Origin of the sequence: Micromonospora sp. NPDC005197, assembly GCF_040608295.1 — a bacterium.
GTDB lineage: Bacteria > Actinomycetota > Actinomycetes > Mycobacteriales > Micromonosporaceae > Micromonospora.
Genome location: NZ_JBEXHY010000021.1, coordinates 57,091 through 69,926 on the forward strand (window position 1 = coordinate 57,091; position 12,836 = coordinate 69,926).

Genomic DNA, 12,836 nt, shown 5'->3' on the forward strand with positions numbered 1-12,836 from the left:
CTGAAGGTCGTTGCCGGGAATTCAGGAAGTCACGTTAACCCCTGGGCGTCGGCCGGAAAAGACACATCAGAGCGTCGTGCGGAACCGCGCATTCTGAAAGAAGATCGGGCTCGACCAGGATCGTAGCTTTACGGTGACCAATTGACCGACGGCATCATGAATGGTGGACGAGATGAGTTACTGGTCCGATCGGAAGGTGCTCGTGGTCGGCGCGAGCCGTGGCCTCGGCCGTGGGGTGACCGAGGCGTTCCTGGCGGCTGGCGCGACGGTGACCGCCCTGTCGCGGAACACCGCACCGCTGGCCGCCCTGGCCGGCGCGCACGGCAACCTGAGCCTGGTCGACGCGGACGCCACCGACCCGGCCAGCCTCGACGTCCTCCGCCGGAACCCGCCGGACGTCCTCGCCCTGGTAGCCGGCGCCGCACCCGAGCTGCGTCCGCTGACGGAGCAGACCTGGGAGTCGTTCTCCACCCCCTGGAACACCGACGTGCGCATCGCGTTCCTCTGGCTGCGTCAGGTGTTGCGGCAGCCCCTGGCGCCCGGCAGCCGGGTCATCGTGACCAGCAGCGGCGCCGCGCTGAAGGGCTCCGTGCTCAGCGGCGGCTACGCCGGAGGCAAAGCGACAGTACGCTTCCTCGCCGACTACGCGGCCCAGGAGGCCGCACGTGCCGGGCTGGACATCACGTTCCACACGGTGCTGCCGCAGCTCACTCCGGAAACCGGCCTCGGCCGGGCGGCGGTCGACGCGTACGCCGAGCGCGCCGGCGTCCCGCCCGAGACGTTCGTCGAGCCCATGCGCCCGGTGCTGACGCCGGAGGCGGCGGGTGCGGCCTTCCTGCGGCTCGGCGGCGACCCGACCCCGCCCGGCACCGTGCACCTGCTGTCCGGCGCCGGTCTGACGCGACTGCCCTGAGCCCGCGCCAGACCGTCTCAGGGAAACCCAGGACGTACGCATGGCGGTGGCCACCATCGTGGTGGCCACCGCCATGACGGTCGGCACGGGGCTCAGGCGACCGCGGGGACCGCGGCGGTGAGGTACATCGGCACGCGGTCGTAGCCGTTCATGATGAACGAGCCCTGCGGGGGCAGTTCCTCGCGCGGCACGGCCAGGGTCAGGTCGGGAAAGCGCTCGAAGAGGGCCGGCAGCGCCACCATCGACTGCATCGTGGCCAGCGGCCGCCCCAGGCAGTAGTGCTCGCCGTGCCCGAAGGACAGGTTCGTCTTGTCCGGGCGGGTGATGTCGAAGTCGTTGGCGGTGTCGCCGTGCAGCGCCGGGTCCCGGCCGATCCCGGCGTACGCGATGAGGACCAGGTCGCCCTTGGCGATGTGGACGCCGGCGACGTCGATGTCCTCCTTCGCGTAGCGGAAGGGCAGCTGGGCGACGGCGGCGTCCTTGCGGACGGCCTCGTCGAAGGCGTCCATCCAGGTGTACTGCCCGGTGCGGATCAGCTCCAGCTGGTCGCGGTGGGTGCTCAGGTCGATGATGCAGTGGGCCAGCACGTTGCTCAACGTCTCCGATCCCGCGCCGAGCAGGACGTGCAGGCTACCGATCAGCTCCTCGTTGGAGAGCGTCTCGCCGTCCTCGTTCGCGGCGATCAGGACGCTGGTCAGGTCGTCTCCCGGGTCCTGACGGCGGCGGGCGGCGAGCTTGGACATGGCGTCGTGCCACTGGTCGAGGTTCGCCGCGGCCATCTCGCCGGTGTGGTTGGTCAGGCTGTTCTGCTTGGTGCCCTTGAGCGCTTCCTCCCGCACCTCCTCCGGCACGCCGAAGAGATCGCAGATGAGCGTGGCGGTCAGTGCGTACGTGAACTGCCCCTTGATGTCGACCGTCTCGCCCGGCCGCGTACTGGCCTCCATGTCGTCCAGCAGCCGCTGCACGATCGACTCGACGCGGGGTCGGGCCTTCTCGACCTCGCGCGGCGTGAAGGCGTGCGACACCAGCTTGCGCAGCCGGTCGTGGTCGGCGCCGTCACGAACGGTCAGGTTGTCCATCGCCACCCAGGTGATGAGCTCCCAGTCGTGCGGCACCTCGCCGCGCACGAACGGGGGCCAGTCCTCCTTCGCGTTCTTGGAGAGCTGGTCACCGGCGAGCAGCTTCCTGCCAATGTCGTACGACGTGACGCACCAGGCGTGGTAGCCACCGGGAACCTCGACGAGGGTGACCGGGCCCTCGGCGCGGATCCGGGCAGCTTCGGCATGAATGTCACGCCCCTCAGGATCGAGCATGATCGGGCATTTACCCATCGCGGGCCTCCATGGTTCGGTGCACGGCACCGGGCAGGGATCCGGTGGTGCGAAGAGCGGTATCTGCCGCTGAACCTAATGACCTCCCCGGCTCCATATTTCTTCTCGATTGCCGAGCGCGGAAATCCACTCCGCGTGTGCCTTCATGACGGCGGAACAGCAATTGTGAAGAGGTTTTGCGGGGCCGTGGCGGGCATCCTCGACTCGATAACGCGTAAATCCAGAGGAGACGGTCATGGCTCGATTCAAGGTCGGCGTGCTCTTCAAGCCGCAGCACTGCGAGATGGCTCAGCTACGCGAGGGTTGGCGTGCGGCGGACGAGCTCGGTGTGGACACCGTCTGGACCTGGGACCACTTCTATCCGCTCTACGGCGACCCGGACGGCGCGAACTACGAGTGCTGGACCACGCTGGCCGCGCTCGCCGCCGACACCCGGCGCGTCCGGTTCGGCTCGCTCGTGACGTGCAACAGCTACCGCAACCCCAACCTGCTCGCGGCCATGGCGGGCACGGTCGACCAGATCAGCGACGGTCGCCTGATCCTGGGCCTGGGCGCCGGTTGGTTCGAGCGGGACTACACCGAGTTCGGCTACCGGTTCGGCGGCGCCGGCGAACGGCTGCGGGCGCTGGAGGACGGCGTGCGGACCGTACGGTCCCGCCTGGCCGCGCTGGTCCCGTCGGCAGCACGGGTGCCACTGCTGATCGGCGGCGGCGGTGAGAAGGTGACCCTGCGCATCGTGGCCCGGTACGCGGACATGTGGAACGACTTCGGTTCGGCGGAGCGCTTCGCCCACAAGAGCGCCGTCCTCGACCGCTGGTGCGCCGAGCTGGGCCGCGACCCCGCCGAGATCGAGCGCACCACGATGATCGAGACGGCGGAGGTGGACGAGGTCGACGCCTACCTCAAGGCCGGCGCCACCCACGTCATCCTCGGCCTGGACACCCCGTTCGACCTCGAACCCCTGGACCGCCTGCTCGCACACGCGAGGGACTGAACACGTCAGCCGGCCGGTCGCCGCGGGCCACGTACCGGGCCAGCGAGGCCCAGATTTTCGGTGTTGCTGTCGATCTACCGCCCGCGCGACCCGTCGTAATGTAGAGGCCACCACCGAGGGGGCCGGCACACGACGGGACATGAGAGATGGCCAAGTACATGATCCTCATCTACGGCGACGCCCAGCAGTGGGACGCGATGACCGACGAGCAGTGGAAGGCGCACGACGCGGCGCACGAGGCGTTCGTCGCCAAGGCCGGCACGCAGATCATCGACGGTCAGCAGCTGGAGCTGGCGCCCACGGCCACCACGCTGCGCTCGGACTCGGTGGGTCAGATCCAGACGACCGACGGCCCGTTCCTGGAGACCAAGGAGGCGCTCGGCGGCTACTACCTGATCGAGGCGACCGACCTGGACGAGGTTCTGTCGATGGCGACGCTGCTTCCCGAGGTGCACGCTTCGCACAGCGGTGTGGAGATCCGCCCGGTGGTCGACCACGGCTGACGTGGCCGACCCACGGATGAAAGACGAGGTTGTCGCGGCGGTCGCCCAGGCGCACCGCCGCGACTGGGCCCAGGTGTTCAGCACCACGGCCCACCTGACCCGGGACCTCGACCTCGCCGAGGAATGCACGCAGGACGCGTTCGCACAGGCCCTGGAGACCTGGACGGAGACCGGTGTCCCCGACCGACCGGGCGCCTGGTTGACCACCATCGCGCGCAACCGGGCCCGCGACGTCCTGCGCCGCGAATCGGTGTTCCGTCGCAAGATGCCGCTGCTCGTCGCCGACGAGACCACGCCGGGGCCCGAGGACGGCCTGGTCGACGACCGGCTGCGCCTCATCTTCACCTGCTCGCACCCCGCCCTGGCCCGGGAGGCGCAGGTCGCCCTGACCCTGCGCCTGGTCTGCGGGCTGTCCACACCCGAGGTGGCCCGCGCGTTCCTGGTGCAGCCGGCGACGATGGCAGCCCGGATCACCCGGGCCAAGAAGAAGATCGCTGCGGCCCGCATCCCGTACCGGGTGCCGGGCCCGGACCAGCTCGAGGAGCGGGTGAGCGCCGTCCTGGAGGTCGTCCACCTGATCTTCACCACCGGGCACACGGCGCCGCTCGGCGCCCACCTGGTTCGCCAGGATCTGGTGGACAGCGCGATCAGCCTGGCCCGCATGCTGCATCTGCTCATGCCGACCAACGCCGAGATCAGCGCGCTTCTCGCGCTGCTGCTGCTCAACGCCTCGCGCCAGGACACCCGAATGTCCGCGGACGGGCGCCTGGTGCTGCTGTCCGAGCAGGATCGCTCCCGCTGGGACCGGCAGCTCATCGCCGAGGGCCGGTCGTTGGTGACCGACGCGCTGCGCCGCCGGCCACCGACGCGGTACGCCCTGGAGGCCGCGATAGCCGCCCTGCACGCCGAGGCGGCGAGCTGGCGGGACACCGACTGGGCCCAGATCGTCGCGCTCTACGACGCCCTGTTCCGGCTCTGGCCCTCGCCCGTGGTGGATCTCAACCGGGCCGTCGCGATCGGGCTCCGCGACGGCCCCCGGGCCGGCCTCGACGCGCTGAATCCCCTGCTCGCTGATCCGGCCCTGGCCACGTACGGGTACCTCAGTGCCGCCCGGGCCGACTTCCTGCGCCAACTGGGGCAGTGGTCGCAGGCCCGGACGGCCTACGAGGAGGCGTTGACCCTCACCGACAACGACGTCGAGCGCGCGTTCCTCAATGAGCGCCTGACCGAAGTCCAGCGGAATCTGTGAGTGCCAGCACCTCGCGGACGGTCTCGTAGAAACCGTCGACACCGTGGAGGTCGCGGCGGTTCGCGCAGTCCTCGGCGTACTGCTCGCTCATGGTCTGGCCACCGCTCTCCAGCATCGCGATCTGGCTCGCGTAGGCGCCGACCGCGTGAAGTTTGCGGGCCCACTGGCTGTCACTGATCGCGACGGCCACCGGCTCCGACACGCGTACGCCCGCCGGCAGCGCCGGCATGACGTTGACTCCCGGCCACGCGAGGTAGGGGAAGTCGTCCCAGAGCGACAGCGGCGAGTCGGTCCTGGCCACCGCGGCGAGGACGGCGTCGCGGGTGCGCCGGTGGTCGACGTGATTGCCGACCGCCGCGCACGTGACGACCCGGTCGACGGAGAACTCACCGATCACCCGCTCGATGTCGGCGGCCACAGCGGCGACCAGATCGTCCTCGTCGTCGGCATGGTGATCCATCGGGTTCTCGTCGTCGATCACCCAGCCGCCCTGCGCGTTCCTGCGGTAGATCGCGTCGAGGAACGGGCCGCACAGATACGGCGGGTCGACGCCGAGCGTGGCGAGGGCCGCGACGTTCTCGTCGCGCCGCGCCGCCACGGGATCACCGACGATCGCCCACTGGTCGTGGAAGGTGGTCGCGATCGGCGAGTACGGCGGCGCGGGACTCCCGGCGAACACCGTGTAGACGACGACGTGTTCGCCAGCGTCGGCCAACTGGACGAGGTGGCCGCCGTAGGACAGCACCGCGTCGTCGAGATGCGGCGACACCACCAGGGTTGTCATGCGGCTCTCCCTTCGAAGTGGGGTTGCTGCGAATGTGCGGTCGGCAGCACCGGGTCGGCGTACGAGATCGTCCGGCGGCCGATCCGGCCGGCCTCCGCGAGGATCTGCATTCCCCAGGTGTCCCAGACGCCGGCCATCCGCGAGGTGATGACGACCGTGCCGGCACTGTCGTCGCTCAGCGGCGTGGACAGCCCGAGAGCGTGGTAACCGCTGTGGTCCCCCGAACGCACGGCACGGTCGAGGAGCTCGTGATCGAAGTCGACGAGGGTCGCGCCGGTCACCGACGCGGGCAGCTCGCCGCCGCACCCGATGATGGTGACCGCCTCGTCGTCGGGCACATCCGCCAGGGCGTCGGCTATCTCGGCTGAGACGCTCAGGCCCCGCGCCCGCTGCTGCCAGTCGAGGAGCTCCAGGTACGTCGGCTCCCACTGCCAGAACTCGCCCTTCTCCACCATCACGGCCAGACCCATCTCGATCGCGGGCTCGGGGAACTTGCTCAGGAACAGCCGCATGTTGGCGAACAGCTCGTCGAAATTGGCCTTGTGGTCGCGGTCGTGCGGCGCGACAACCGCCCACGCATCCGCCGCGAGCTCGATCGTCAGGCCGGCGCGGTGCAGCCGGAAACCCAGCTCCATGTCCTCGCCACCCCAGCCCTGGAATCGCTCCTCGAAGGCGCCGACGCGGCGGAAGTCGTCCATCCGGATCGAACAGTTTCCGGTCCAGAAGGCCTTCCAGGGGATCGACCGTTTCCTCAGGTCCATGCCGCAGCCGGCGAAGTAGGGCTGGCGCACGTCCTGGAACTCCGGTAGGTGGCGGTAGCGCTCCACCACCAACTCGGGCGACAGCTGCGCGAGGAGCTCGTCCACCCCCACCATCGGCGAATCGGGGTTGTAGCCGTAGCTGGGCCCCACCACCGCCCGCCGCGACTCGCCGCCCTCGTGGGCGGCCAGGTGCGCGGCGAGGAACTCCGGGCCCACCATCGACCCGGTGTCGAGAATGACCAGCAGCCCGCCGACCGCCATCCGGGCCGCGCCGTTGCGCGCGGACGCGACCCGGAACCCGCGGTCCTCCTGATGGAAGTACGCGATGTGCAACAGGTCGGCGTAGGACCGCACGACGTCGGCGGTGTGATCGGTCGAACCGTCATCGCCGACGATCACCTCGAAATCGTCGGTGGGAATCGTCTGCCGGGCGAGCTGCCGAAGGGTCTCCGACAGCAGATCGGCTGAGTTGTAGGTCGCGATGATGACGGATACCCGCCGCCGGTGGCCCATGGTGCTCCTTCGCATGGTCGGTCCAGCTCTTCGAACTGGCCTACGGGTTCACGAGGTTGCCGGGCCGGCGTACGAGATGGTGCGCCGGCCGATCCGGTCGGCCTCGGCCAGGATCTCCGCACCCCAGGTGCCCCAGAGGCCGGCCATCCGGGAGGTGATGACGACCGTGTCGACGCTGTCGTCGGCCAGCAGCGTGTGCAGCCCGACGGCGTGGTAGCCGCTGTGGTCCCCCGAACGCACGGCACGGTCGAGGAGCTGGTCGTCGAAGTCGACGAGGATCGCGCTGGTCACCGTCGCGGGCAGCTCGGCGCCGCATCCGATGATGGCGACCGACTCGTCGGCCGGCACGTCCGCCAGGGCCCTGGCGATCTCGTCGGAGACGCTCAGGCCGCCGGTCTGCTGCCGCCAGTCCAGAAGCTCCCGGTACGTCTGCTCCCAGGCCCAGAACTCCCCCTTGTCGAGCATCACGCCCAAGCCCATCTCGACCACGGGCTCCGGGAACTTGCTCAGGAACATCCGCATGTTCGCGAAGAGCGCGTCGTAGTTCGCCTTGTGATCGCGGTCGTGCGGCGCCACCACGACCCAGGCGTCGGGCGCGATCTCGATCGTCAGACCGGCCCGTTGCAGCCGAAGCGCCAACTCCATGTCCTCGCCGCCCCAGCCCTCGAACTTCTCCTCGAAGCCGCCGACCCGGCGGAAGTCGTCGGTCCGCACAGAGGAGTTCAAGGTCCAGAATGCCTGCCAGGCCACCAGTCGCCGGCTCAGGTCCATCTCGCAGTCGGCGAAGTAGGACTGGCGGATGTCCTGGAAGTCGGGTAGGTCGCGGAACTGCTCCACCGCCGTCTCCGGGGACATCTGCGCGAGAAGCTCGTCCACCCCCGCCATCGGCACCTCGGGGTTGTAGCCGTAGCTGAGGCCGATCACCGCCCGCCGCGACTCGCCGCCCTCGTGGGCGGCCAGGTGCGCGGCGAGGAACTCCGGGCCGACCATCGAGCCGGTGTCGAGAGTGATCAGCAGCGAGCCGACGGCGAGCCGGGCGGCGGCGTTGCGCGCGGCGGCGGCACGGAATCCCCGGTCCTCCTGAAAGACGTACTTGACCTGGAGGGTGCCGGCGAAGGACCGCACCACCTCGGCGGTGTGATCGGTCGAACCGTCATCGCCGACGATCACCTCGAACTCGTTGGTGGGAATCGTCTGCCGGACGAGGTAACGCAGTGTGTCGGCCAGCAGGTCGGCCGAGTTGTAGGTCGCGATGATGACGGATACCCGGATCCGATGGCCCATTTCTCTCTCCCTCGTGTGGTCGGTCAGCTGTAGGCCTTGGCCTGGATGGCGAACATCTCGGCGTAGGAGCCGCCGGCGCGCATCAGGGTGTCGTGGTCTCCGACCTCGAGCAGTTGCCCGTCGCCGACCACGATGATCTTGTCTGCCATCCGTGCCGTGGAGAAGCGATGCGAGATCAACACCGTGATCGCCCCGGTCCGCGCGCTGGTGCGCCTCGCGTGTTCGGCGTAGCGCTCGAACAGCTCGTGTTCGGCCTGCGGGTCGAGGGCCGATGTGGGTTCGTCGAGCAGCAGCAGCATCGGGTTGTCCCGCATGAGCGCCCGACCCAGGGCGAGCTTCTGCCACTGCCCGCCGGACAACTCGGCGCCATCGGCGTACGACGTGCCGAGCTGGGTGGACAACCCGTCCGGCAGGGCGCGCAGGACGTCGGTGGAGTGTGCCTTCACCAACGCGTCGTTGACCGCGGCCTCGTCCGACACCCGCGCCACGTCACCGACACCGACCGCCTCGAGCGCCCGGATCTCGTACCGCACGAAGTCCTGGAAGCCGGCGGCCATCCGCTCGCGCCACCGCTCGACGGGCAGCCGTCGCAGGTCGACACCGTCGACGAGGATCCGGCCGGCCGTGGGCTGGTAGAAGCCGCACAGCAGCTTGACCAGGGTCGTCTTGCCGGCGCCGTTCTCACCGACGATCGCCACCGTGCTGCCGGCGGCCAGCGTCAGGTTGACATCGCGCAGCGTCGGCCGTTCGGCGCTCGGGTAGCTGAAGCTCACGTTCTCGAAGGCGATCCCGGTGACCAGCCGGTCCGGGACGGGCTGGTCGGCCAGGGACCCGGCGCCGGCGACCGCGTCGCGCAACCGATCCAGCCGTAGATAGGTGTTGGCGAGACGTTGCAGTTGTTGCAGCTGCGTGACGGCGCCGGTCACCTGCTGGTTGACCTGGGTGGCCAGCACGATGACCAGGACCACCTCGCCGACGCTCTGCTGCCCGGCTATCGCGTTGCGCACGACGAGCAACACCGCTCCGACGTACGCGAGGCCGAAGACGACCTGACCCGCCGCGCGTAGCGCCATGGCCTTGAGGTGCGCGCCGTAGAGGCCAAGGGTGGCGGTTCGCCACAGGCTCGCGTACCGCTGCCGGAGTTCCTTCTCCACGCCGAACACCCGCAGCTCGCCGGCGTAGCGGGCGGTGGTCGTGGCCTGGAAGAGGTTGAGCGCGACACGGGTCGGCTCGGCGACCGCCGTCTTGGCCCGCTCCAGGGCGCTCTCCGCCAGCCGACCGGTGAACAACGGCACGGCCGCGGCCACCGGGAGCAACAGCAGCAACGGGCTCTGCCACGCCAGGATCGCCGCGCCCAGGACGACCGCCAGCACCATCGTCGCCGCCTGGAACAGCGACTCCATGCTGCTGCGGAACTGCCCGCTGTCCTGGACCAGGACGGTGAGCTCGTCGGCCTGTTCGGGGCGCTCGTGATGGCCGATCCCCTCAGATCCGTTGGAGACCGCCAGCAACTCCCGGTGCAGGTCCAGCTCGATCAGTTCGGACAGCTCGAAGTACGCGACCATGGCGAACTGGCCGGAGGACTGCGCCAGGATGGCGAGCAGGGCCACCACCGCGCCCAACACGGCGGCCTCGGTCGCGTCCCCGCCGATGACCGCGTCGGTCATCATGCCGAGCGCGACGGCGAGCAGGGCGGCCGACGCGGCCAGGGCCAGCATGAGGAAGGTGGCGACCACGGTCTTGCGCGCGTCGATCCGCCATGCCGCGGACAGCAGCTTGCCGACGCCGGAGAACATCTCCCTCACAGCAGCACCTCGTCCCGGTCCGAGTCGGTGTTGTCGGCGAAGCGGTTGGCCTGCAACCTGAACAGCTCGGCGTAGCGCCCGTTGCGAGCCAGCAGCTGGTCGTGTGAGCCCTCCTCGCTGACCCGGCCGTCGTGCAGCACCACGATCTTGTCGGCGTGCCGGACCGTCGAGAAACGATGGGAGATGAGCAGCGTGGTGGCACCCTGGGTGAGCGCCGCGAACTGATCGAAGAACTGCGCCTCGGCGCGTACGTCGAGGCTCGCTGTCGGTTCGTCGAGCACGACGACCGACGCGCCGTGGCGCAGCGCGAACAAGGCCCGCGCCAGCGCCAGCCGCTGCCACTGGCCGCCCGACAGCTCGGCGCCGCCGGTGACATGCGCGGCCAGCGGCGTGTCCAGGCCGCGGGGCAGCGAGTTCAGCACGTCGGTCAGGCCCATCGCGGCCACGGCCTCCCGGACGCCGTCCCGATCGTCCGCCGAGCCCACCGCGCCGAACGCCACGTTGTCCGCCGCCGAGAACTCGTAGCGCAGGTAGTCCTGGAAGATCACGGCGAGCCGGGCCCGCCACTGCGACAGCTCGAACGTGCGGATGTCGACCCCGTCGAGGCGTACGGCGCCGCGGTCGGGCTCGTAGAGCCGTGCGAGCAGCTTCACCAGGGTGGTCTTGCCCGCGCCGTTGAGCCCGACGATCGCGGTGCAGCTGCCGACCGGGATTCGCAGGTCCAGACCGTCGAGCACCGGCCGGTCCTGACCGGGATAGTGGAACGACACGTCGTCGAAGTGGATCTCACTGACCGGCTCGGGTGCCGGGCTCCCGGAGCCGGTCGGCTCCAGCACGGTGTACCGGTCGATGTGATCGGAGAACCGTCGCACCGCCCGATGGGTCTCGGTGCCGATCGCGGTCTCCAGGTCGGCTTCCGGGTAGAACACCGACAGCCGGATGGCGCCCAGTGCCGCCTGCATGATCAGGACGAACTCGGTAAGCGTCAGCGTGCTGATCGCGGTGGCGCCGATCGTCGCGAAGATCGCCCCACAGGCGAGCAGGCTGAACCCGGTGGACCACACACCCGGCCACAGGTAGACGCGCCGCCGCGCCGCCCACAGCGGTGTGAACCACGCGCGGTAGGACGAGCGCATCTCGCCGTCCATCCAGTTCGCCAGCCCGAAGACCCGGATCTCCTTGCCCGCCGGCGCCTGCACGGCCAGGTTGCGGACGTACTCCACCTTGTTCTGCTGGGGCATGAGGCTGAACCGGGCGTGGGCGTAGCGGCGCAGGCCGCCGCGCTGCACGTTGCGGAACCACAGCACGGTCACGGCCACCGCCAGGGCCGCCCACCAGGAATAGACGACGCCGATGATGGCCGTGTAGCCGACCAGTTGGCCGTACCGCGCGATCAGCGCGAGAGTGCCGGCGCAGGCGCTGCCCGGCCCCCACATCTGCAGGCCGTGTTCCAGCTCGCGGGCGGCGTAGCGCAGGTCGGCGAGGACGGACTGGTCCTCCATCGGCCCGACCCCGGTGCTGCGCGTGGACGCCCGCATCACGTCGTCCACCACGGTGCCGTCGATCCGCCGCGCCAGCAGCTCGCCCAGCGAGAGCTGGGCCGGAGCCAACACCTGTTGCAACACGAAGATGCCGGCCGCCGCCGCGAAGACCGGCACCAGCTCCCGCCACGCCGTCGAGTCGAGGCCGCCGTCCACCGCCCCCGGCACCTTGCCGAGCACCACGCTGGACGTGATGACGAACGCGATGGGCAGCGCGGCGAGGAGCAGGTTGAGCAGGAGGAGCGCGCCGAGGAGGCCGAAGCCCGCTCTGGGCATCAGGCGGAGGATGCTCGCACGCGCGGATATCAGTCCCCACAGGCTGCTGCGCATGGTCATCGATCTCCCTACTCGACCGCCGGTGCTGTCACTGCTCCGACGAACGTCGAGCGGTCGAGATCGACACGAGGGCCGAATTCCCTCGCGGAAGATGGTCGGATCGCACCGACCCGGCAACAACGCGGCAATGTGGGAGAAGAGCTCGCGGCATTCCGATCCGTCGCCCTCTGCGCCCCGGCAGAGTTCAGCGGGCCGGATCCCAGCGCGGCGGCGCCCCGCGGTCGGTCAGACGTCGGCCTCGATGGCGAAGGTGTTGCCGTCCGGGTCCTGGAACCACGCGATACGACCACCGCCGGCCCGCTCGGTGATCCCCTTCGAGTCGTGTTCGATCTGCTCGTAGCGGGCGAACTCGACGCCGGACGAGGTCAGCTCGTCGACGATCTCGTCGATGTCGTCGACGTACCACGTCGCCAGCGTCGCCTGGGTCTTCCCGGCGGTGACCGACTGGTACACGTTGAGGGCCGGACCGCCACCGGAGGCGTAGATGCGGCTGCCGTCGGCGATGGTGGCGCTGGGCGCGGACCACAGCGCCACCAGGCCCAGCTTGCCTTCGTAGAACGCGACGGCCCTCGCGATGTCGGACACGGCGACCGATGTTCTCAGGTGGTGTGCATTCAATGGCATGACCCACCCTGGCACGGACGGGCGGCCCTGGCACGCGACGCGGGGCGGGTTCGGCGTGGTGCCGAGCCCGCCCCGCGTCGTCAGGTGGTGGAGGGTCAGCGTTGCAGGGTGAGCAGGCCCGGGCGGTAGGGCAGGAGGCCGTAGTCGCCGCCGGAGTTGGGGGATCGGCCTTGGTAGAGGAGTTGGAGGTTGCAGGGG

Annotated in this window: 11 protein-coding genes; 4 read left to right on the forward strand and 7 right to left on the reverse strand. The window is 69.7% G+C overall.

Annotated features, from left to right (window positions below):
* The first annotated feature begins 172 nt into the window (after positions 1-172).
* A complete protein-coding gene (locus ABZU46_RS10750) occupies positions 173-913 on the forward strand; it encodes an SDR family oxidoreductase (protein WP_354856222.1) in 741 nt (246 codons plus the stop codon).
* Positions 914-1,005: 92 nt separating this feature from the next.
* On the opposite strand, the gene ABZU46_RS10755 is transcribed toward ABZU46_RS10750, so the two are convergent.
* On the reverse strand, positions 1,006-2,244 hold the full coding sequence (locus tag ABZU46_RS10755) for a cytochrome P450 (RefSeq protein ID WP_354856223.1): 1,239 nt from the start codon (positions 2,242-2,244) through the stop codon (positions 1,006-1,008).
* Positions 2,245-2,479: 235 nt separating this feature from the next.
* Between ABZU46_RS10755 and ABZU46_RS10760 the strand changes: the two genes are divergently transcribed.
* From ABZU46_RS10760 to ABZU46_RS10770, 3 genes are all read left to right on the forward strand, one after another.
* The gene (locus ABZU46_RS10760; protein ID WP_354856224.1) at positions 2,480-3,238 is read left to right on the forward strand and encodes an LLM class F420-dependent oxidoreductase; all 759 of its coding nucleotides are present in this window, start codon (positions 2,480-2,482) and stop codon (positions 3,236-3,238) included.
* Between the two features lie 146 nt (positions 3,239-3,384).
* Positions 3,385-3,741, forward strand: a complete 357-nt coding sequence (locus ABZU46_RS10765) for a YciI family protein (protein WP_354856225.1) — start codon at positions 3,385-3,387, stop codon at positions 3,739-3,741.
* A 16-nt stretch (positions 3,742-3,757) separates the two neighbouring features.
* The gene (locus tag ABZU46_RS10770; protein ID WP_354856226.1) at positions 3,758-4,990 is read left to right on the forward strand and encodes a sigma-70 family RNA polymerase sigma factor; all 1,233 of its coding nucleotides are present in this window, start codon (positions 3,758-3,760) and stop codon (positions 4,988-4,990) included.
* Here the strand turns inward: ABZU46_RS10770 and ABZU46_RS10775 are convergent.
* The 6 genes from ABZU46_RS10775 to ABZU46_RS10800 all read right to left on the reverse strand — a co-directional run bounded on the left by ABZU46_RS10775 (position 4,953) and on the right by ABZU46_RS10800 (position 12,599).
* On the reverse strand, positions 4,953-5,774 hold the full coding sequence (locus tag ABZU46_RS10775) for a PIG-L family deacetylase (RefSeq protein ID WP_354856227.1): 822 nt from the start codon (positions 5,772-5,774) through the stop codon (positions 4,953-4,955). The genes ABZU46_RS10770 and ABZU46_RS10775 overlap by 38 nt on opposite strands.
* Positions 5,771-7,048 carry a glycosyltransferase gene (locus ABZU46_RS10780; RefSeq protein ID WP_354856228.1) on the reverse strand — a complete coding sequence of 426 codons (1,278 nt, stop codon included), beginning with the start codon at positions 7,046-7,048 and terminating at the stop codon, positions 5,771-5,773. The genes ABZU46_RS10775 and ABZU46_RS10780 overlap by 4 nt, the downstream gene beginning before the upstream one ends.
* Before the next feature lie 48 nt (positions 7,049-7,096).
* Positions 7,097-8,332 carry a glycosyltransferase gene (locus ABZU46_RS10785; protein ID WP_354856229.1) on the reverse strand — a complete coding sequence of 412 codons (1,236 nt, stop codon included), beginning with the start codon at positions 8,330-8,332 and terminating at the stop codon, positions 7,097-7,099.
* Between the two features lie 23 nt (positions 8,333-8,355).
* Entirely contained in the window at positions 8,356-10,128 is a 1,773-nt protein-coding gene (locus ABZU46_RS10790) for an ABC transporter ATP-binding protein (RefSeq protein ID WP_354856236.1), read from the reverse strand.
* Positions 10,129-10,133: 5 nt separating this feature from the next.
* On the reverse strand, positions 10,134-11,954 hold the full coding sequence (locus tag ABZU46_RS10795; protein ID WP_354856230.1) for an ABC transporter ATP-binding protein: 1,821 nt from the start codon (positions 11,952-11,954) through the stop codon (positions 10,134-10,136).
* A 285-nt stretch (positions 11,955-12,239) separates the two neighbouring features.
* Complete coding sequence (locus ABZU46_RS10800) at positions 12,240-12,599, reverse strand: VOC family protein (RefSeq protein ID WP_354856231.1); 360 nt, start codon at positions 12,597-12,599, stop codon at positions 12,240-12,242.
* Between the last annotated feature and the right edge of the window lie 237 nt (positions 12,600-12,836).

Bases quoted from the DNA above. Each gene is read 5' to 3' on its own strand.
- ABZU46_RS10760 (WP_354856224.1), top strand. From the start codon at position 2,480: ATGGCTCGATTCAAGGTCGGCGTGCTCTTCAAGCCGCAGCACTGCGAG.
- ABZU46_RS10750 (WP_354856222.1), top strand. From the start codon at position 173: ATGAGTTACTGGTCCGATCGGAAGGTGCTCGTGGTCGGCGCGAGCCGT.
- ABZU46_RS10785 (WP_354856229.1), bottom strand. From the start codon at position 8,332: ATGGGCCATCGGATCCGGGTATCCGTCATCATCGCGACCTACAACTCG.
- ABZU46_RS10780 (WP_354856228.1), bottom strand. From the start codon at position 7,048: ATGGGCCACCGGCGGCGGGTATCCGTCATCATCGCGACCTACAACTCA.
- ABZU46_RS10755 (WP_354856223.1), bottom strand. From the start codon at position 2,244: ATGGGTAAATGCCCGATCATGCTCGATCCTGAGGGGCGTGACATTCAT.
- ABZU46_RS10795 (WP_354856230.1), bottom strand. From the start codon at position 11,954: ATGCCCAGAGCGGGCTTCGGCCTCCTCGGCGCGCTCCTCCTGCTCAAC.
- ABZU46_RS10765 (WP_354856225.1), top strand. From the start codon at position 3,385: ATGGCCAAGTACATGATCCTCATCTACGGCGACGCCCAGCAGTGGGAC.
- ABZU46_RS10790 (WP_354856236.1), bottom strand. From the start codon at position 10,128: ATGTTCTCCGGCGTCGGCAAGCTGCTGTCCGCGGCATGGCGGATCGAC.
- ABZU46_RS10775 (WP_354856227.1), bottom strand. From the start codon at position 5,774: ATGACAACCCTGGTGGTGTCGCCGCATCTCGACGACGCGGTGCTGTCC.
- ABZU46_RS10770 (WP_354856226.1), top strand. From the start codon at position 3,758: ATGAAAGACGAGGTTGTCGCGGCGGTCGCCCAGGCGCACCGCCGCGAC.